We start from the raw sequence: 18,604 nt of genomic DNA on the forward strand, positions 1-18,604 counted from the left end.
AAGTTTCACTTTATGTAATGTGTTACAGAGCACCGGGTGCAATCCACATATGTGAGGTGAGCCCTTTATCGGCTAAAGCGAGCTGACTGTTATACACAGTTTTCCATGTTTCATAGAATTCCTTATATAGTTCATGATTTTCAGTGACTGGCTCAAATGTTTTTTCCCACTGTACAAACTGTTCGGCAGTCTCTGCCATAGATGAATATATGCCAGCACCAACCCCAGCAGCAATTGCAGTTCCTAAAGCTGCTGCTTCTTTTACAACTGGTACTTTCACAGGAATTCCGAGTACGTCTGAAAGAATTTGTGGCCATAGTTTTCCTTTAGCAGCACCGCCAGCAAAGATTACTTCAGAAGGGAATTTACCAGTGAGAGCTTCAATTAATTTCAAGTTGCCAAGTGTAACGAAGGCCGCATTCTCTTCAATTGCACGAAACATCTCTTTCTTCCCACATTTATCAGCATCTAAGCTCAAATTTAAAAAGGATGGTGCAGCATGTCGCCAAGAAATATAATTCATTACATTTGAAAAAATAGGGATTATACCGTGAGAGCCTATAGGAACATCTTTTGCTTGTTCTTCTAGTAATTCATAAGCATCTACACCGAGTTTTTCAGCGAGCCGTTTTTCTTCATGGCAAAAGGCATCTCGAAACCACCTCATAACAAGGCCAGGGAAGAAAGCGATTGTTTCGTATTGCCATAGGTTAGGAGCGACATGGCAATTTACGCGAAGTGCCGCATTTGGATCAGTTTCTGGTTTTGTTATATTTACTTCTTGTTGCCAAAAACTGCCCCCGCATATAAATGTTTGTTCAGGTTTTACAACTCCAGTTCCAAGCGATGCCATTTGTGCATCTCCGCCGCCAGCAACGACCGGTGTTCCTTCATGTAATCCTGTTAACTCAGCACTTCGTTTTGTGATATTCCCGATAACTGTACCAGCTTCATTTACTTTTGGAGAAAAGGCTAGAGTAAGACCGCATTGCTCAGCAACCCAGTTATCCCAAGCTCTATTTTGTAAATCGAATATACCGGACGTACATCCGTTTGAAGGATCAATTTGTAGTACGCCGCACAATTTATATAAAATCCAATCGTTTAACATCGTGAAAGAATGAATGTTTCTGTACACGTCTGGTTCATGCTTTTTTATCCAAAGTAAGCGAGGTAAAGCACCTAACGAAAAAGTTTGACCGGATTTTTTATATAAATCCTCTTCAATTTCGGAACGAATTTGTTTTAGTTCACTAACTTCCGCTGACGCGCGACCATCAACATTTGCACAAGCCCATATTTCCTGCCCGTTTTTATCGTATAAAACAAAGCCTTCACGCATACTCGTTGCACTAATACCTTTAATAGAAGAGGAGGACGTATTACTTTTTTGAAGAACCTCTTTCGTACATTGTTGAACGAGCTGCCAGTTTTCAGTTACATCAAAATTCATAGAACCAAGGTAACGACTATCTGATTTATGAATCCATTCTTTTTGACTAACAGCAAGTTGATTACCGTTTAAATCAAAAAGAACTGCTCGAATGCTCCCTGTACCAGCGTCGTAAGCTAATAGAGTAGACATTAAGAGTCACCTTCCTTTCTTAATAAGGAGAGGGCAGTTTCTTCATCGGTAATTAATGTATGAATGAACTTTCCTTTTAAGGCGCCGTAAATTGCAGCTATCTTTTCCGTACCGCCAGCTACACCAACGACATGTTTCATATTTTGAAGAACAGAGAGTGGTGTGCCGATAAGACGGTTATGATGGGGAAGTTCTAATTGTTTTCCGTCAGTATTATAAAATTGCCCTAAAATATCTCCAGCCCCGTGTTGACTACGTATATAAGTCATTTCACGTAGTGTTAATTTTTCTTCTTTCACAATTGTGGCGTCTTGAGATAAGCTGCCAATGCCAACTACTGCTGTATGAGCGAGTGAAGCGACGTGAAGCATATCTTTCACGCTCGGTTCAGATAGAATAATTTGTGTCATTTCGTTTGTAGATGTAAGAAAAGGGGTAGGAATAATATGAAGATCGCCTTGCATGTAGTTTAAATAGCTTTGATTTCTTGGAATATAGTGATTTACGCCTCCTGTAAGAGTAACGATTGAAAGACTCATAGAGCTATCAAAATGAATGTTTTCTAGCATTTTACTTATCGTCTCTCCCCAGCCAATCCCAAGTAAATCACCTTGTTGCAATTGAGTTTCTAAATATTGTGCGGCAGCTTTTCCGAGTGAAAATGCATAATTCTCAGTTGGCGTTGGAATAACGAAAGCATCTTTTAGATGGAATTTTTTTATAAGGTCACGTTCGATGCTTAAACAGTGTAAACCAGTACCTTTTATGTGAAATGTGACGACACCTTCCGTCCGTGCTTTATCTAATAACCGAACGACTTTATTTCTTGAAATGTGAAGAAGTGAAGCGATTTCTTGCTGGGTTAATTGATCTTTATAATAGTACCAAGCTACTTTTGTTAACAAATTGTCTTCAAAGTTCAGCTGTGACATGCTCTTCATCCCTTTCAACAATTGACCACTGCTTAAACATATGTGCTCGTTATTTTGTTTATTCCAGTTGAGGCGATAAAGTGAAACTTTAATCAGTGGGTAACGAAGGCGCAAGAGATTATTAAAGAGAAATATCCGAATTGGGAAATTGTAACGACGCAATATGGTGAAAATAATGCGCAAAAATCTTTATCAGTAGGGGAGAGTATTTTAAAAACGTATCCAGATATTAACGCAGTAATATGTCCAGATGCAACAGCACTACCAGCAATGGCGCAAGCAGCTGAGAATTTGAAAATGGATAAGAAAGTAGTCGTAACGGGATTTTCGACACCGAACGTTATGCGTGATTATGTAAAACGAGGAACAGTACAACAATTTGGATTATGGGATGTAAAACAACAAGGTGCCCTCGCAACGTATGTTGCAAATGAAATTGTTGTAAAAGGGAAGAAGTTAAAAGTCGGGGATAGCTTTGAAGTAAAAGGAATCGGAAAAGTGAAAGTAGAGCCGAACTCTATTCAAGGGTATGACTATGAGGCAGAAGGAAATGGTATTATCGTATTACCTGAACGAGTTGTATTTACGAAGGATAATATTGATAAGTATAATTTCTAGTAGAAAATAAAAACGTCCGAATATATCGGACGTTTTTATTATGTTGTTTTTTTAATCTATTCATTAATTGTGAACAGCTTCTTTTTCATTTAACCCAAGTGTGCGTCCTGTTGAAGCGTGAAGCTCTTGGAACAGTCTTGGATTTTCCGTAAGTGACACGCCGTAAGAAGGGACCATTTCTTTTATCTTTGGCTCCCATTCTAGTATACGTTCTGGGAAGCATTTTTCTAATACTTCAAGCATAACGTGAACAGCAGTAGAAGCACCTGGAGAAGCGCCAAGTAACGCAGCGATTGATCCGTCATTTGCACTAACAACTTCTGTACCAAATTGAAGTGTTCCTTTCCCACCTGCATCAGTATCTTTAATTACTTGCACACGTTGTCCAGCCACGACAGTATCCCAATCTTCACTTTTAGCGTTCGGAATAAACTCACGTAATTCTTCCATACGCTTTTCATGTGATAACATAACTTGTTGGATTAAGTATTTTGTTAATCCCATTTCTTTTACACCGGCTGCTAACATCGTTAAGACGTTATTCGGTTTTACAGAACCAATTAAATCAAGGTTTGAGCCAGTTTTTAAGAATTTAGGTGAGAAGCCTGCAAATGGTCCAAACAGTAAAGCTTTTTTGTTGTCTATATATCTTGTATCAAGGTGAGGTACAGACATTGGCGGAGCACCAACTTTAGCTTTTCCGTATACTTTTGCATGATGCTGCTCTACAATTTTTTGGTTTTTACATACCATAAATAGTCCACTTACTGGGAATCCTCCAATATGTTTTGACTCAGGAATACCAGTCTTTTGAAGTAGAGGTAGGCTACCGCCACCGCCGCCGATAAAGACGAATTTTGCAGTATGGTGTTCGATTTTACCACTATTCATATCATGTACTTTTACTTCCCACAAACCGTTCTTCGCACGTTTAATATTTTCGACACTATGTTTGTAGTTAAGCTCCACATTTTTAGTTTTTAAGTAATCAAATAACATACGTGTTAGCGCACCAAAGTTAACATCTGTTCCAGAATCAATTTTTGTTGCAGCCATAGGTTCATTAGAATTACGACCTTCCATAATGAGTGGAAGCCATTTTTTTAATGTGTCAGGTGCATCAGAAAATTCCATTCCTTGGAATAGAGCATTTTTTGAAAGCGCTTCAAAACGTTTTTTTAGAAACTCTACATTTTTTTCCCCTTGTACCAAACTCATATGAGGTAGTGGCATAATAAAATCTTGTGGATTACGAATTAAATTTCTTTTTACAAGATACGCCCAGAATTGTCTTGAAAGTTGAAATTGTTCATTAACTTTTACAGCTTTACCAATATCTATAGATCCGTCGGATTTTTCGGATGTATAGTTAAGCTCACATAGCGCAGAATGTCCTGTACCGGCATTATTCCATTCGTTAGAACTTTCTTCTCCGGCATTTGCGAGTTTTTCAAATACTTTAATTTCCCATTCAGGTGCCAATTCTTTCAGTAATGATCCTAACGTTGCGCTCATAATTCCTGCGCCAATTAAGATAACGTCTGTTTTTTGCTGCATGTTGCTCATGATAATCTCTCCATCCCCTATATTGGCAAAAAAGAGTAGGTGTTTTTATATCTAAGCCGTAAAAAGAAAACACCGCCTAGGCCCCACCTAGGTATTTACCTTTTTTGTCTCAATTATATAACCATCTCATAGTCTATTATAATAATTAATAGACTAAAATATCTAGTGTTATCTGATAATTTTAAACTATTTAACGTTTTATTTCATAGAATTCTTCTGTCATAAGGGTAAAAAGCATAGTAGTAAAGCGGAATTTGGAGAAGAATTCCATTTTGATGTTATCTCAAAAAAACTTCTATTTTTATGTTTTATCTTTGAAAACTAGTAAAATTCTATTTTTGTAACATCTAATTTGAAAAAATAGAGTAAATAACAAATAAATGATAAGATTATTCTGAAAATAATCAAGGAGGGATACCAATGCTTACAAAAGAACAAGTCGCAAACTTATTTCGAAATTTTTCAATCCAGGAATGTAAAGGATCAAGTGATTTATACGAATACTTATCAATGAAGATTTCTGAAGATGAGGAAGTGCTTACACTATCTTCCTACGCTCAAGTAGGACAACCAATCCCAAACTTATTATTAGGTGCAGTACATTATTTATTGCTAAAAGGGAAAGACCATCATTTAAAAACGTATTATAGTAGCTTAGTTGAAAATGCTAAAACAAATTTAGATAAAGCTTTTGAACAATTTAAAGATTTCTGTAATGAGTACCGAGAAGAAATCATTACTTTATTACAAACGAAACTCGTTCAAACGAATGAAGTAAGACGATGTGCATACTTATACCCAAGTTTCTGTTACATATTTAACAAAGTGAATAAACCGTTAGTGGTAATTGAAATTGGTACAAGTTCTGGATTACAACTGTTCTGGGACCAATATAGCTATTCGTACGGAACAGATGAAACATATGGAAATATAAATTCGAATGTACATTTAACCTCTGAAATAAGAGGGGAGAATGTGCCCCGTTTTCTAAAACAAAGTCCACCTGTCGTAGAAAGAATCGGGCTTGATTTACATGTGAATGATTTACATAATGAGGAAGATTATTTATGGATACGTGCACTAATTTGGCCAGAACATAAAGAAAGACTTGAACTGTTCGATCAAGCAGCATCTTTAGTTAAAAATGAATCCGTCCGATTAATAGAAGGAGACGGTGTAGAGCTGTTGCCATCTATTATTGAACAAATAAGTGAAGATGCTGTTATCTGCATTTTCCATACACACGTCGCAAATCAAATACCTAAGCAAGTAAAACATGCGCTAGAAAAACAAATTAAAGAAATCGGTGCAAAACGTGATGTATTCCACCTATATAACAATATGTGGGACCGGGACCTTCATATTGATTATTATATTAACGGAAACGAATATTGTGAAACTGTTGGGGAAACGGAAGGGCATGGGAGATGGTTTAGTTGGGGATTGGGGGATAAGAAGCTATGCTAAAGTAAATCTAATAATTATGGGTTTCATCACCAAAATTCGTAATTAAAATAGCTGATGGAAGACACTCCATCAACTGTTTTTTACTTTTCATAAAACTCATTAGGTATCTAAGGTAAGCGTCAAATATTCCTCACCTACAAGTTGTAAATAGCCCATGAGATTCATCTTCTTACATCCAAGGATTTAAAGAAATTGGATTATTAAAACCTGACAGGTGTCAAAAAAGAACCTACCGGTTAATCAGCTATATTACTGGTTCAAGAAATTATTACTTCAAACGGAAGAGCCGAAGGAAAGTAAATGTTTAAAATGAATATATAATACATGCGAGAAAGAGCACAATTTGATAGGGGGGGGCTTCCAAATGCATATGGATGAAAGAATGAATTTGCAGTTAACAAGCCAGGCTCTTCAGGTAATGAATAACGGAATTGCTGTCATAAGTCATGATGGAATCATCACATTCAGCAACCAACCATTCTGCAGCATGTTACATAAAAAAGAAAATGAAATAATAGGTAAGCATATATCAACGATTATTCCTGATCGTAAAAAGCTAGTAGTGAATCAAAATGATAGTTTGTACAAGTACGAGTGTAAGGTGGGCAACCAAGTATTGATTATGAATGAATCCCGTGTATATCAGAGCGGGAAAGAAGATGGATCAATTGCCATTTTGGAAAACAAGGAAAAAAGTATACAGTCCTTGGAAAGTATCATCAGTCGGTATGAAAATGCCTTGAATTTACTGTCGGAGTGTATTCTAGGGGTAAATGAACAAGGGATTGTCAATTTTTTAAGTGGTTCTTATGCACAATTTTTAGGGATTGATGATCCAAAGGAAGCGATAGGTAAGCATTGTACGGAGGTTGTTGAGAATACGAGGATGCATATTATCGTGAAGACGGGACAGGTGGAAATTGGGCATATCCAGCGTATAAGTAATCGGAATATTATCGCAACTCGCATACCTATTGTTAAGGACGGTGAGGTTATTGGTGCGATTGGTAAAATTATGTTTCATGATATACAGCAGTTTAAAGCTTTGGGGGATCAGATTAGTGCAATGGAATCAAAGTTATCTTACTATCAAACTGAATTACAGCGGTTGCAAGAAGGTAGGTTGTCCTTTCAAAGTATTATAGGAGAGAGTGCGAAAATGAAAGAAGTTAAAACGATGGCCTTGAAGGTTTCTAAAAGTCGGTCTACCGTTTTGATAAGAGGAGAGAGCGGTACAGGGAAGGAGCTCTTTGCGCATGCGGTACATCGTGCAAGTCCGCGTGCTAGGGGTTCATTTATTCGTTTGAATTGTGCTGCGATTCCGAGGGATCTTTTGGAGGCTGAATTATTTGGATACGAAGAGGGGGCTTTTACAGGAGCGAAAAAAGGTGGTAAGCCTGGGAAGATTGAGTTGGCCCATAAGGGAACGTTGTTTTTAGATGAGATCGGTGATATGTCTTTGGACATGCAGGTGAAGTTGCTGCGTGTGTTGCAAGAGAAAGAGATTGAAAGAATTGGTGGTACGAAAATTCAAAAGATTGATGTCCGTTTCATTGCGGCGACACATCGAAATCTTCGTGAAATGGTGCAAAGAGGGGAATTTAGGGAGGATTTATATTATAGGTTGAATGTGTTTGCGATCGATATTCCTCCGTTACGAGAGAGAAAGGAAGATATGATACATATAATGGAATTTTTAATTCGGAAATTGAATGGGGAGCTGGGTAGTAGCGTTCTTTCATTGGATGAGAGAGTAAGGAATATATTCATGGAGCATGATTGGCCAGGCAATATTAGGGAGCTAGAGAATGTGTTAGAACGAGCGATGAATGTTATAGAAGGAATGATTATTCAAGTGCATCATCTTCCTGTATATTTGCGGAAAAAAGATTTGGAAGAAGAGTTATATCATGAAATATTTGCGGTGGATCAAGAGAAGAATGAGATGAGTTATTCACTGCAGGAGGAAGTGGAATCGGCTGAAAAACGGGCGATTACAAGGGCTTTGGAAAAGACAGCTGGAAATATAAAAGAGGCAGCCAAGCTTTTAGGGATTCATCGGGCTAGCTTATATCGAAAAATAGAAAAATATGGAATTCAGTGAAAGGAAGCAAAGGGCAAACAGGCCCTTTTTTTGTTTGGTTTGCAGTAATACATACTGTCTCTTTTTTGCGACACTTTCTTATAGATGCGACATGATCGTAATCATTTGTAGCGCAAATGCGACATGTGAAGGTGGACATGTAAGGGAGACTTGGGGTATGTCCCTGAAGGAATAAGGGAATAGAGAATGAGTCGATTTTTGGCATGTTTCTTGCTATATAAATAAAAAAGATTATAGCAAGAAGGGATGGAATTCAATGCTGGAAAATCACAGTTTGCCACATTTTATTATGCAAAGTATTGAAAAAACACCAAGTAAGGTCTATTTACAATTTGAAGAACAAAGAGTTACGTATGAGGAGCTCTATCATCGAATTACAAAAGCTGCAGCGGGATTTTGTGAGCTCGGTATTCAAAAAGGGGATAAGGTTTGTATTATGCTTCATAACGCTCCTGAATATCTGGATGTATGGTTTGCTTTATCTTTTATAGGAGCAATTGCGGTGCCTCTGAATGTGCATTTAAAAGGGGAAGGTTTGCAGTATATTTTATCTCACTCTGATTGCAAGCTGATTATCGTTGATAAGGAATTTGTTCCTCAAATTGCTTCTTGTTTGCCATTTATACAAAGGGACATTCAAATTGTCGTTTACGGAAATGATGAAAGCGCAATCATTTTGAACGATGGTAAAGAACCGCTGGTAATCGAATTGAAAGATGTACTGAATACAAATAATCATCACCTTCCAACTGAATTTGTTTCCTCCTCTTCTATTAACAGTATTCTTTATACCTCTGGAACGACTGGATTACCTAAAGGGGTCATGTTAAGTCATTCTGCCTATGTAAATTCTGCGCAGTCATTTGCCACCTATATGGTTGGCGCAAGTTCGAAAGATATTTTATTTACAGCGCTGCCGTTATTCCATATTAACGCCCAGGCCCATACAGTACTCGGTGCTATTTCTTCCAATGCGACAATTGCTCTTGGCAAGCGGTTTAGTGCTTCTGGATTTTGGGATGAAATTCGCGGTCATGGCGCAACCATTTTTAATTCTTTAGGATCTATGATTCCTATTCTCTGCAAGCAACCAGAAAAGGAAAACGATAATGAAAATTTTGTAAGGGTGACGGCTTGTGCTGCTACGCCTAAGGAATTTTGGAAGCCGTTTGAGGAGAGGTTTGGCGTCCAGATTGTAGAAGGTTACGGATTAACGGAAACGACGGGTTTTTGTGTAACGAATCCATTGAATGCCAATAAGCCGCCTTCTATTGGAAAGCCTTATTCTTACGTAGAGACGAAGATTGTCAATGAGGATGGAAATGAAGCGCGGACTGGTGAAATTGGAGAGATTTTTATACGTTCCTTACAGGGACAAGCATTCATGGAAGGCTACTATAAAATGCGGGATAAAACAGAGGAGGCGATGAATGAGGGATGGTTCCATACAGGAGATCGCGGTTATCTAGATGAGGAAGGTTACTTATATTTTTGCGATCGAATCAAACAGTGTATCCGGAGGCGTGGAGAAAACATCTCCTCTTGGGAAATCGAAAAAGTCGTGAATAATCACCCGAAAGTACTTGAATCAGCGGCCATCGGTGTTCCATCGGAAGTGGGAGAAGAGGATGTCAAATTATATGTGATTGTAAAGAAAGGAGAAACGATGTCCCATGAAGAGATTATAGATTGGTGTCAAGAACGTATGGCTTACTTCATGGTGCCGCGATATGTTCAGTTCAGTGAAACTTTCCCAAAAACCGCGACGGAACGGATTCAGAAGTTCAAGCTGAAGGAGGAAGGAATCAGTACTGCTTGGGATCGCGAACAGGTCGGCTATGTAATTAAAAGAACGAGTTGATGTGTTGAAGGGTAGTAAAACAGTTTGCTTTTTATCTCATTACATATTGGAAAGAAGGGATTTCATTGGAAAATAAGCGGGTTGTTACATGGGCGAAAGAAAAAGGAATCGCGACGATTATCATTGATAATCCTCCTGTGAATGTACTGAGCTGTGCTGTGGTTGAGCAACTGACGGTGGTGGTCGATGAAATCGAACGGGATGATGAAGTAATTGCTGTACTTCTAACTGGCGCTGGAGAAAAGGCCTTCGTTGCAGGAGGAGACATCAAGTCATTTCCGGAATGGATTGGGAAAGGGAATGAATATGCAGAGGGAAAATCATTGTGGCTTCAAAATCCATTAAATAAAATAGAAAGATTGTCGAAGCCTGTAATCGCTGCTATTAACGGATTAGCGCTTGGGGGCGGGTGTGAATTAGCCTTATCATGTGATTTACGGATTATAGAAGAACATGCCCAAATCGGACTTCCAGAGGTGAAGTTAGGATTGTTTCCAGGTGCGGGAGGCACGCAACGTTTGCCTCGATTAATAGGAACTGCAAGTGCGAAAGAAATGATGTTCACTGGTGAACCGTTCACTGCCGAGGTAGCTTGGCGAGTTGGTTTGGTGAATCATGTTGTTCCGCGTGGCGAAGCGCTGAATAAGGCGAAGGAACTAGCCGCGAAGATGGCTCAATTTTCCCTTCCTGCTTTATCTTTGATGAAGCAATCTATCAATAAGGGATTATCTTCTTCTCTTGAGGACGGGCTAAAAATAGAAGCTGAAAATTTCGGCCATGTATTTCAAACGAGTGATGTAAGAGAGGGAGTGGAGGCTTTTATAGAAAAGAGGGTACCGCTTTTTCATCATAAATAAAATAACAAAAAGTAATGCCTGCCTCTGGCAGGTGTTGCAATAATATATATAAATATAAAAGGGTGTAAAGTAAATTTAAGAGAATCTATTTTATTGAGGGGGAATGCGGTTATGGATTTATTGATTGTATTGCTATCGCTTGGCTTGCTTATATTTGTAGCTTACCGAGGATTCTCAGTCATTTTATTCGCTCCGTTATGTGCTTTGTTGGCTGTATTTTTAACGGAACCGGCGAATGTTTTACCATTCTTTTCTAATGTTTTTATGGCGAAGATGGTCGGATTCATAAAATTATATTTTCCTGTATTTTTGCTTGGAGCGATATTCGGTAAAGTGGTAGAAATCACTGGAATAGCAGAAAAAATCGCGAAAATTATCATCCATTTTATAGGCGTGAAAAGAGCTATTCTTTCCATCGTGTTAATGGGAGCGATTCTTACATACAGTGGTGTCAGTTTATTTGTCGCAGTATTTGCGATTTATCCGTTTGCGGCGCAATTATTTCGCGAGGCGGATATTCCGAAACGTCTCATTCCAGCGACAATTGCATTCAGTGCATTCACGTTTTCGATGGATTCACTTCCTGGATCACCTCAAATCCAAAATGTTATTCCAACTACGTTCTTTAAAACAGATATTTATGCAGCTCCTACATTAGGGATTATCGGAGCACTGTTTATCTTTATATGTGGCATGCTGTATTTGGAAAGGTGTAGGAAGAAGGCTGCTGCTAAGGGAGAGGGGTACTTCGGAAAAGGCGGTGCCACTTCTGAACTGGCTGCCACAACTAGCGCACAATTGGTGCAAGCGCCTATTGTTTCCAGCGATGTTATTCCAGCTAGTTATTGGGTAGCTTTTCTTCCGCTTGTACTGGTCGGAGTGATGAATAAAGTCTTTACAGAATTCATCCCGGTTTGGTATACAAAGGGATTTGATTTTGCATCTATAGGTTTGAAGGAGTACGGAACGATTGATATGGGACAAGTCGTAGGTATTTGGTCAGTGGAAATGGCACTTCTTATCGGAATACTTGCTGCTATATTATTAAACTTCCAAGCGGTAAAAGAACAGTTTCAATCTATTACAAGCGTGGGCGTAAGTGGTTCAATCTTAGCTGCCATGAACACTGCAGCCGAGTATGGATTTGGTGCCGTTATAGCAGCTTTACCCGGATTTGTCATGATTCAAAATTCTTTGACAGGTACATTTTCAAACCCTTTAATTAGCGGAGCGGTCATGACGAATATTTTGTGCGGTCTGACGGGATCAGGTTCGGGTGGAATGAGTATTACATTAGGTTTAATGGCAGATAAATATATTGAAGCGGCAGCGAACTTTGATATTCCGTTAGATGTGCTGCATCGTGTAATTGCAATGGCAGCGGGAGGTATGGATACTCTCCCTCATAACGGAGCAGTTATAACTTTACTTGCAGTTACAGGATTAACACACCGAGAAGCTTATAAAGGGATTTTTGGTATTACGATAATTAAGACATTAGCCGTTTTCTTCGTTGTTGGAGTGTACATGATGTTTTCTATTGTATAGTAGGAAGGTTGATCGGCTGTTATAAATAACGCAGCCACCAAGTTAAGATTATGTATAATGGTAAACAGAAACAGCCATCATTCCATGAAACGATGGCTGTTTGTATGTTTTTAATGAATTTCACAAAAAACTTCAATTGTAGATTGGAATTGAACTATCCCAACCTTCACTTGGTCTAGAGGAGGAGGGCTTCTCGGTTAAAATGATAAAGTCGGTAAATTTACTTGTTACAACAATGCTCTTCTACTCATCCATTGCGTCATAACCCACTTTTCACCTTTGATAACAGGTGCAGCAACTACAAGAAAATCCTCACATTGGACCCCAGCTGGCCAACATTCATAATAGTCGTGAAAACCATTTACAAACATGATTTGTCCGTTCTCAAATAGGATAACAAATATGGAGTTTCCTTACCTAATTTTATAAAAGGTTAAAAATAAACCATAATATTATTATGTAAACAAAATTGATGAATGTACAGCTTGTTAAATAGTTCAATATTTTTGATTTTTCTCTGGCTGCATAAGTATGATGTTTGTAGGAGGGGATCATATGAGTATACACAAAAAAATCATAGCGATTTCAGGAAGTATTAGGGAAGGATCATCCAACACAAACATATTAAAAACTTTAGCAGCATTTATTCCAGAAGGTATAAATTACACTATTTATAATGGGATAGAGGAACTACCTCATTTTAATCCGGATGTAGATCGAGTTGGAGCACCGGTTGTTGTTGAAGAATTTCGAAAGACATTAAGTGAAGCACATGCACTTATTATTTGTACACCAGAGTATGCAAAAAGTATTCCAGGAGTTTTGAAGAATGCTTTAGAATGGCTTGTTTCATCAGCGGAACTTTATAAAAAGCCAGTGGCTATTATAACAGCTTCACCATCAATTGCGGGAGGGGATAAAGCCCATGAATCTTTATTACTTACACTAGGTATGCTAGATACAATTGTCGTTCAAAATGGTTCGCTATTAATCCCATCTGTGCGCACTAAATTTAGTGATGATGCAAAAATAACAGATGAGGATACAAAGAAAGCTCTTATCTCTTTAGTTCAAAGTGTAGTAGACGAGATAAAGAAATAATGATTTAGTTCGTATTAAAGTGAAAATGGACTTTTATAATAATAAAAGATAAAAGCAATGCTACGGCTAGTTCAAATGTAGCATTGCTTTTTTATATATTTAAATATATGTACTCAAAATCTCCCCAGGTAATCCATCAATCTCGCAAACTTTTTCAGATGTAAAACCAACGTTTAGTAAAATCTTCCGAGAGGGGGTATTGCTCGGATCGATAATTGCCTTTAGTACGTTTACATCTGTCTGCTTCGCTATATTTATTAATTCCTTTGCAATTGCACTACCATATCTTTTTCCCCAGTGCTCTGGCAAAATCATATACCCAATTTCAGCTTCTTTTACATTATCTTCATTCACTGTTACATGTCCAAGGCCGATAAATTCATTTGTTGCACTGTCATAAACTTTATAAGACCCAAACAGTTTATGCTTTTCATTGCGCCTTAACAATTTTTCATAGTCGTTTTGTGCCTCTTCTAGCGGAATAGCACGCTCTGTAATTTGTGCCATCACTCTTTCATTTGATACGAGCTGGAAATATGGACTAAAATCTGTTGCTTCAAATTTTTTGAAATGCAGTTTATGCATAGGGTTCCTCCAAACGAATTTTTATTAGTTCTTCAGAAAAGATAAACGATAGTTAAATAGTGATCTCTATTTGATTGCCTTCCGGATCACTAATTACACTTTCGTAATAGCCATCTCCAGTGAAACGTGGTCCATTTAATAAAGGAGAACCAGCTTCTTTTAACGTTTTTGTTAGTTCATTTACACGTTCTTCACTTTCAACTGAGAATGCCATATGTGCATAACCAGTAATATTAAGGTTAGGCTCATTTTCTATACCTTTTTTACGCATAAGTTCAAGCCTTGCTCCAGATTCGAACGTAATAAAATAAGATTCAAATTGCTTTGCTTCGTTATGATATAAAGAGTTTGCTTTGCCGTTAAAGTACTTTGTATAGAAAGTACGCATTAATTCTAAATCATTTACCCAAATTGCTATATGTTCGATTTTCATTCGTTTCACCAATCCATTCTTTATGTAAATTAAAAAATATGTACTCTGTAATAATTAGCGAAATTCAACAACACTAATTAGATGTTCACTTTATTAAATTTGCATGCATATTGCAAGAAATAAGAATGGACGTTAGGAAAAAGCGGATTGTAATGAAAATTTTTATTAATGGTATTAGATAATTTTTAAGTCATAACATGCATACAATGTCTAATTAAGTGAATTACGTACGTCAAAATTTCAAATAAGGAGGGACATTTGTGGGGCAATTTGAACAAATGGTGATTGTCGGTATTTCCATGTCTTTTATACTGTCTATTATGATATTAGGGTCTACATATTATAATCCTCGCCTTTGGTTAAATGATTATCCGACAGATATTCAAAAAGTAGTATTGCCAAAATCGATAAATGAAAAAAAACAAACATTTTATTTCGGAATTATTTACAATATTATTCTCTTCGGAACGCCTTTAGTTTCTACATATATACTACATCACCATGGGAAATTATTGTATATTGAAGCCTATTTACATACTTTTGGGATTGTAATGATTTTCAATTTAGTAGATTTATTAATAATCGATTGGCTTATATTTTGCTGGATTACTCCAAGATTTGCTGTTATTCCTAGTACTGAGGGAATGAAAGGATATAAAGACTATAAATTTCACTTAAGAGGTGCAATAGCTGGAACGCCATTTTTAGCAATTGTAAGTTTATTTTTGGCTGGAATTGCGACAACTATCTAGTGTGAAGTAGAAGGTCATGAAGAGTTTATAGAAGATAAGTAGATTTATAATGTATAGAATTAGAAATGAAAATTTGATAATATTGGAGTAGGAAGTTTTAAAAACAGTATATTAAGTGGTATTAATATACTGTTACAAATGTTTTGATACTCTGTGGAACCCCCTAATTTTATGGAAGGATTTCATAGAATTCAAAAAAATGTAATGGAGGCTATTATGAAAAAAATAATTGGCGCAGCAACAGCAACAGTTCTTGGATTGGGGGCTTTTACCACATCTGCTATCGCAGAAACTATCGTAACAGCGGATGTACTCAACGTACGTGAAAAGCCAACTACGGAATCAAAAGTTGTCGAAAAAGTAAAAGAAGGACAAAAGTTAAAGGTCATACATACTGAAGAAGGATGGTCAAAAATTGATTTAAATGGTAAAGAATTGTTTGTAAGTTCGGAGTATACAAAAGATATTTATCATGTAACAGCAAACCTATTAAATGTACGTACTGAAGCAAACACAGAATCAGAAATTCTTGGCAGACTGAAACAAGATGATGTAATTGAATCAACACATCAAGTAAAAGATGGATGGCTGCAATTTGAGTATAAAGGAAAAACAGCCTATGCAAATGTTTCTTTCCTATCAAGTACAGCACCAATTGAAAAGAAAGCTGAAGAGAAAACGGAGCGAGTAGCGAAAGTACAAAAAGCAGTTAAAGCAAAGGAAGAAGTAAAAACGCAGAAAGAAGTAAAAGTACAAGAAATAGCAAAAGCGAAAGAAACAACAAAAGAGCAGAAAGAAGTGAAGGTAAAAGAAATAGCAAAGCCTAAAGAAGAAGCGAAAGTAACAGAGAGAGTAAAAGTTAAGGAAGAAACGAAAGCAGAAGAAATAGTAAAGCCTAAAGAAGAAGCAAAAGTAACAGAAATAGAAAAAGAAGAAGCGAAAGCGCAAGAAATAGCAAAGGCTAAGGAAGAAGCAAAAGCACAAGAAATAGCAAAAGCTAAGGAAGAAGCAAAAGCACAAGAAATAGAAAAAGCGAAAGAAGAAGCGAAAGCAAAAGAAGCAACAAAGACACAAGAAGTATCTAAAAATAACACACAGTCTGCTAAACGTGAATTAACGGTAGTAGCGACAGCATATACTGCTGATCCAAGTGAAAATGGTACATATGGTGGACGCGTTTTAACTGCGATGGGTCATGATTTAACGGCAAATCCTAATATGAGAATTATCGCAGTGGATCCGAAGGTAATCCCATTAGGATCTAAAGTATGGGTAGAAGGTTATGGAGAAGCTATTGCTGGTGATACTGGTAGTGCTATTAAAGGAAATCGTATTGATGTTTTAATGGGTTCAAAAAGTAAAGCTATGAACTGGGGAAGACAAACTGTTAAAGTAAAAGTTCTATAATAATTATAGTTATCAAAATAGAAGTCAGTTCTCTTTATTGAGACTGGCTTTTATTTTTTACCTTAATGTGATTCGTTGGGAAAATTTGAAGGATATGTAAAAGGATAAAACCTTAATTTTGCTGCTGAGTACCGTGAGCAGTAAAAGTAACCCTATTGAATTATATAATCCTTATTTGTATTTCTGACAACCATATTGTTCTTCTATCACTATTAAAATACAATTAGATAAATAGGAGAAAAATATTCATAAAATAGTAATTGTTTTATTTAGTCTTATACTAGGGTTTATAACGTTCCAAATCCCTATAGTGTCAGAATGGATACAGAACTCAGTCTTCTTGTAAATTGTTATTATTTTATTATCGTATTCATACTAAAAAGATAACGGTGATAAGAATGAGAAAAATGATGATTAGCAACAATAAAAAATGTTTTATGTACCGAAAGTTATTAAAAGATTAGTATCGAGGATTACCTTTATAAGCGAGAAGAGGATAGAATATGACAACAGAATTATATGGCGCACATTGCAATGAAATGAAAGGGTATAGAGTAATGGAAGGGAAAGGTTCATATAATCATTATTTCGGTGGTCAAGATTGTGAAGTACCATTGTGTAAGTTATGCGGTGAGAAAATGCATCAAATTTTTTGTTTTGATTTGAAAGATGAGAAACTTGCTGAACTTAAAAATGATGAATTGATTGTATTACCATTCATCTCTTGCTTGAATTGTGCGATGGTGTGGGAGCCGCAATATTTTCAATTAAGTAATGGGGGCAAAACGGTACAAATAATAAAACAAGACAATACGGAAGAGTGGATTATGGAAGCTGAGTATAAGCTACCGGTCAATCTTCCAAAAACTAATGTAAAGCTAACGAATATGAAAAATGAAGATATACCTACTGATGAAGATAGTTACTGGGAAGCTTTTGACTTATTCGGTTCGGAATATGTATGTAGATTGTTAGGAGCGCCCCTATACGATGATGTTCCAGAAGATTTAGGATGTCCAACTTGTTCGAAAGAGATGAAATATGTTGCTACAATTACACAAGATCTTGAAGAACGGGAACTTATTTCAGTAGTTGATTTTCTGTTCGGTGAGATGAATATATATTATTACTTATGTAAAGATTGTTCCGTTATGAAAACTGAAATACAAGGAACATAATAAAATAAGACTGACAAAAAGAGTCAGTCTTATTTTTGTATCGTAATATCAGTAATAATCGCATGAAATATATCTCTTTGCGTGAAATCATCTGTAAAAACAGTCTCTCTATTAACCTCAATTGTATCGTGTGGGTTATACCATTTACTCAATAAATCTTTTCCAAATTCAAGTCGTTTTTCTCTAGTATTATGCCGTCTAATCGTTTCTTCAAGTGATAAGTCAAAATAATATGTATAAGCGTTTCCTTCGAAATAATGTATTAATTCTCTTAACATTTCACTGTACCTACGACTGTTTAGTATTCCTTCTAAAATAACAAATTCACATTTTCCTTTTCCGTACTTCGTAATTTCAAATAGTAAATCATGAGATAAGTTACCCATTGTATCGTGAACTTTTAGCATATCTCTGCGCACGACATCTTGAGAGACTAGTAGTGTCCCTTGGCCAAAATGTTCTTGCAGTTCCTTTGCGATTGTTGTTTTGCCACTTGCGGAGTTTCCTCGAAGAATAATTAATGTTGATTTCAAATTCTCATCTCCAAATTGTTTTAGTTTTTTAGGTCCTGTTACAAAAGAACTTCATTATGGGAAACATTCTTTTAGTT

The 18,604-nt window shown here is 36.7% G+C and carries 15 protein-coding genes and 1 pseudogene; 10 read left to right on the top strand and 6 right to left on the bottom strand.

Annotated elements, in window-relative coordinates:
• Positions 1 to 22: 22 nt before the first annotated feature.
• Positions 23 to 1,585 carry an autoinducer-2 kinase gene (gene lsrK, locus AC0IXC_RS02465; protein WP_471652543.1) on the bottom strand — a complete coding sequence of 521 codons (1,563 nt, stop codon included), beginning with the start codon at positions 1,583 to 1,585 and terminating at the stop codon, positions 23 to 25.
• A complete protein-coding gene (locus tag AC0IXC_RS02470; protein WP_215588276.1) occupies positions 1,585 to 2,517 on the bottom strand; it encodes a sugar-binding transcriptional regulator in 933 nt (310 codons plus the stop codon). The genes lsrK and AC0IXC_RS02470 overlap by 1 nt, the downstream gene beginning before the upstream one ends.
• A gap of 90 nt (positions 2,518 to 2,607) precedes the next feature.
• Between AC0IXC_RS02470 and AC0IXC_RS02475 the strand changes: the two are divergent.
• Positions 2,608 to 3,135: pseudogene (locus tag AC0IXC_RS02475) on the top strand (substrate-binding domain-containing protein); the annotation flags it as partial.
• Between the two features lie 63 nt (positions 3,136 to 3,198).
• On the opposite strand, the gene AC0IXC_RS02480 reads toward AC0IXC_RS02475, so the two are convergent.
• Positions 3,199 to 4,701, bottom strand: coding sequence for a malate:quinone oxidoreductase (locus AC0IXC_RS02480; RefSeq protein ID WP_088035417.1), 1,503 nt, complete (start codon positions 4,699 to 4,701; stop codon positions 3,199 to 3,201).
• A 420-nt stretch (positions 4,702 to 5,121) separates the two neighbouring features.
• On the opposite strand from AC0IXC_RS02480, the gene AC0IXC_RS02485 reads away from it, so the two are divergent.
• The 6 genes from AC0IXC_RS02485 to AC0IXC_RS02510 all read left to right on the top strand — a co-directional run bounded on the left by AC0IXC_RS02485 (position 5,122) and on the right by AC0IXC_RS02510 (position 13,639).
• A complete protein-coding gene (locus AC0IXC_RS02485) occupies positions 5,122 to 6,168 on the top strand; it encodes a DUF2332 domain-containing protein (RefSeq protein ID WP_341085723.1) in 1,047 nt (348 codons plus the stop codon).
• Positions 6,169 to 6,532: 364 nt separating this feature from the next.
• Positions 6,533 to 8,272 carry a sigma 54-interacting transcriptional regulator gene (locus AC0IXC_RS02490; protein WP_471652544.1) on the top strand — a complete coding sequence of 580 codons (1,740 nt, stop codon included), beginning with the start codon at positions 6,533 to 6,535 and terminating at the stop codon, positions 8,270 to 8,272.
• Between the two features lie 256 nt (positions 8,273 to 8,528).
• Positions 8,529 to 10,133: an ATP-dependent acyl-CoA ligase gene (locus AC0IXC_RS02495; RefSeq protein WP_341085727.1), complete on the top strand. Its 1,605-nt coding sequence runs from the start codon at positions 8,529 to 8,531 to the stop codon at positions 10,131 to 10,133.
• 65 nt (positions 10,134 to 10,198) lie between these two features.
• Positions 10,199 to 10,990, top strand: coding sequence for an enoyl-CoA hydratase (locus AC0IXC_RS02500; RefSeq protein WP_002032823.1), 792 nt, complete (start codon positions 10,199 to 10,201; stop codon positions 10,988 to 10,990).
• A gap of 111 nt (positions 10,991 to 11,101) precedes the next feature.
• Positions 11,102 to 12,538, top strand: a complete 1,437-nt coding sequence (locus tag AC0IXC_RS02505) for a GntP family permease (protein WP_471652545.1) — start codon at positions 11,102 to 11,104, stop codon at positions 12,536 to 12,538.
• A gap of 555 nt (positions 12,539 to 13,093) precedes the next feature.
• Positions 13,094 to 13,639, top strand: a complete 546-nt coding sequence (locus AC0IXC_RS02510) for an NADPH-dependent FMN reductase (RefSeq protein ID WP_341085732.1) — start codon at positions 13,094 to 13,096, stop codon at positions 13,637 to 13,639.
• 99 nt (positions 13,640 to 13,738) lie between these two features.
• On the opposite strand, the gene AC0IXC_RS02515 is transcribed toward AC0IXC_RS02510, so the two are convergent.
• Both AC0IXC_RS02515 and AC0IXC_RS02520 read right to left on the bottom strand, forming a co-directional pair.
• Entirely contained in the window at positions 13,739 to 14,224 is a 486-nt protein-coding gene (locus tag AC0IXC_RS02515; protein WP_098635669.1) for a GNAT family N-acetyltransferase, read from the bottom strand.
• Between the two features lie 52 nt (positions 14,225 to 14,276).
• Positions 14,277 to 14,657: a VOC family protein gene (locus AC0IXC_RS02520; RefSeq protein WP_033709223.1), complete on the bottom strand. Its 381-nt coding sequence runs from the start codon at positions 14,655 to 14,657 to the stop codon at positions 14,277 to 14,279.
• Between the two features lie 260 nt (positions 14,658 to 14,917).
• Here AC0IXC_RS02520 and AC0IXC_RS02525 point away from each other — a divergent pair, with 260 nt between their 5' ends.
• The 3 genes from AC0IXC_RS02525 to AC0IXC_RS02535 all read left to right on the top strand — a co-directional run bounded on the left by AC0IXC_RS02525 (position 14,918) and on the right by AC0IXC_RS02535 (position 17,994).
• Positions 14,918 to 15,409 (top strand): nitroreductase, encoded by a 492-nt coding sequence (locus AC0IXC_RS02525; RefSeq protein WP_137077490.1) that lies wholly within the window; start codon positions 14,918 to 14,920, stop codon positions 15,407 to 15,409.
• A 216-nt stretch (positions 15,410 to 15,625) separates the two neighbouring features.
• A complete protein-coding gene (locus tag AC0IXC_RS02530; RefSeq protein ID WP_471652546.1) occupies positions 15,626 to 16,816 on the top strand; it encodes an SH3 domain-containing protein in 1,191 nt (396 codons plus the stop codon).
• A gap of 503 nt (positions 16,817 to 17,319) precedes the next feature.
• Positions 17,320 to 17,994 carry a hypothetical protein gene (locus tag AC0IXC_RS02535; protein ID WP_471652547.1) on the top strand — a complete coding sequence of 225 codons (675 nt, stop codon included), beginning with the start codon at positions 17,320 to 17,322 and terminating at the stop codon, positions 17,992 to 17,994.
• Between the two features lie 29 nt (positions 17,995 to 18,023).
• Here AC0IXC_RS02535 and AC0IXC_RS02540 read toward each other — a convergent pair whose 3' ends face one another.
• Positions 18,024 to 18,527: a kinase gene (locus tag AC0IXC_RS02540; protein WP_256485610.1), complete on the bottom strand. Its 504-nt coding sequence runs from the start codon at positions 18,525 to 18,527 to the stop codon at positions 18,024 to 18,026.
• Between the last annotated feature and the right edge of the window lie 77 nt (positions 18,528 to 18,604).

This window comes from Bacillus sp. AC266, from assembly GCF_979253805.1.

Coding starts and splice junctions, on each gene's coding strand:
- AC0IXC_RS02535 (WP_471652547.1), top strand. CDS start 17,320: ATGACAACAGAATTATATGGCGCACATTGCAATGAAATGAAAGGGTAT.
- AC0IXC_RS02495 (WP_341085727.1), top strand. CDS start 8,529: ATGCTGGAAAATCACAGTTTGCCACATTTTATTATGCAAAGTATTGAA.
- AC0IXC_RS02520 (WP_033709223.1), bottom strand. CDS start 14,657: ATGAAAATCGAACATATAGCAATTTGGGTAAATGATTTAGAATTAATG.
- AC0IXC_RS02505 (WP_471652545.1), top strand. CDS start 11,102: ATGGATTTATTGATTGTATTGCTATCGCTTGGCTTGCTTATATTTGTA.
- AC0IXC_RS02490 (WP_471652544.1), top strand. CDS start 6,533: ATGCATATGGATGAAAGAATGAATTTGCAGTTAACAAGCCAGGCTCTT.
- AC0IXC_RS02515 (WP_098635669.1), bottom strand. CDS start 14,224: ATGCATAAACTGCATTTCAAAAAATTTGAAGCAACAGATTTTAGTCCA.
- AC0IXC_RS02485 (WP_341085723.1), top strand. CDS start 5,122: ATGCTTACAAAAGAACAAGTCGCAAACTTATTTCGAAATTTTTCAATC.
- AC0IXC_RS02510 (WP_341085732.1), top strand. CDS start 13,094: ATGAGTATACACAAAAAAATCATAGCGATTTCAGGAAGTATTAGGGAA.
- AC0IXC_RS02470 (WP_215588276.1), bottom strand. CDS start 2,517: ATGTCACAGCTGAACTTTGAAGACAATTTGTTAACAAAAGTAGCTTGG.
- lsrK (WP_471652543.1), bottom strand. CDS start 1,585: ATGTCTACTCTATTAGCTTACGACGCTGGTACAGGGAGCATTCGAGCA.
- AC0IXC_RS02480 (WP_088035417.1), bottom strand. CDS start 4,701: ATGAGCAACATGCAGCAAAAAACAGACGTTATCTTAATTGGCGCAGGA.
- AC0IXC_RS02530 (WP_471652546.1), top strand. CDS start 15,626: ATGAAAAAAATAATTGGCGCAGCAACAGCAACAGTTCTTGGATTGGGG.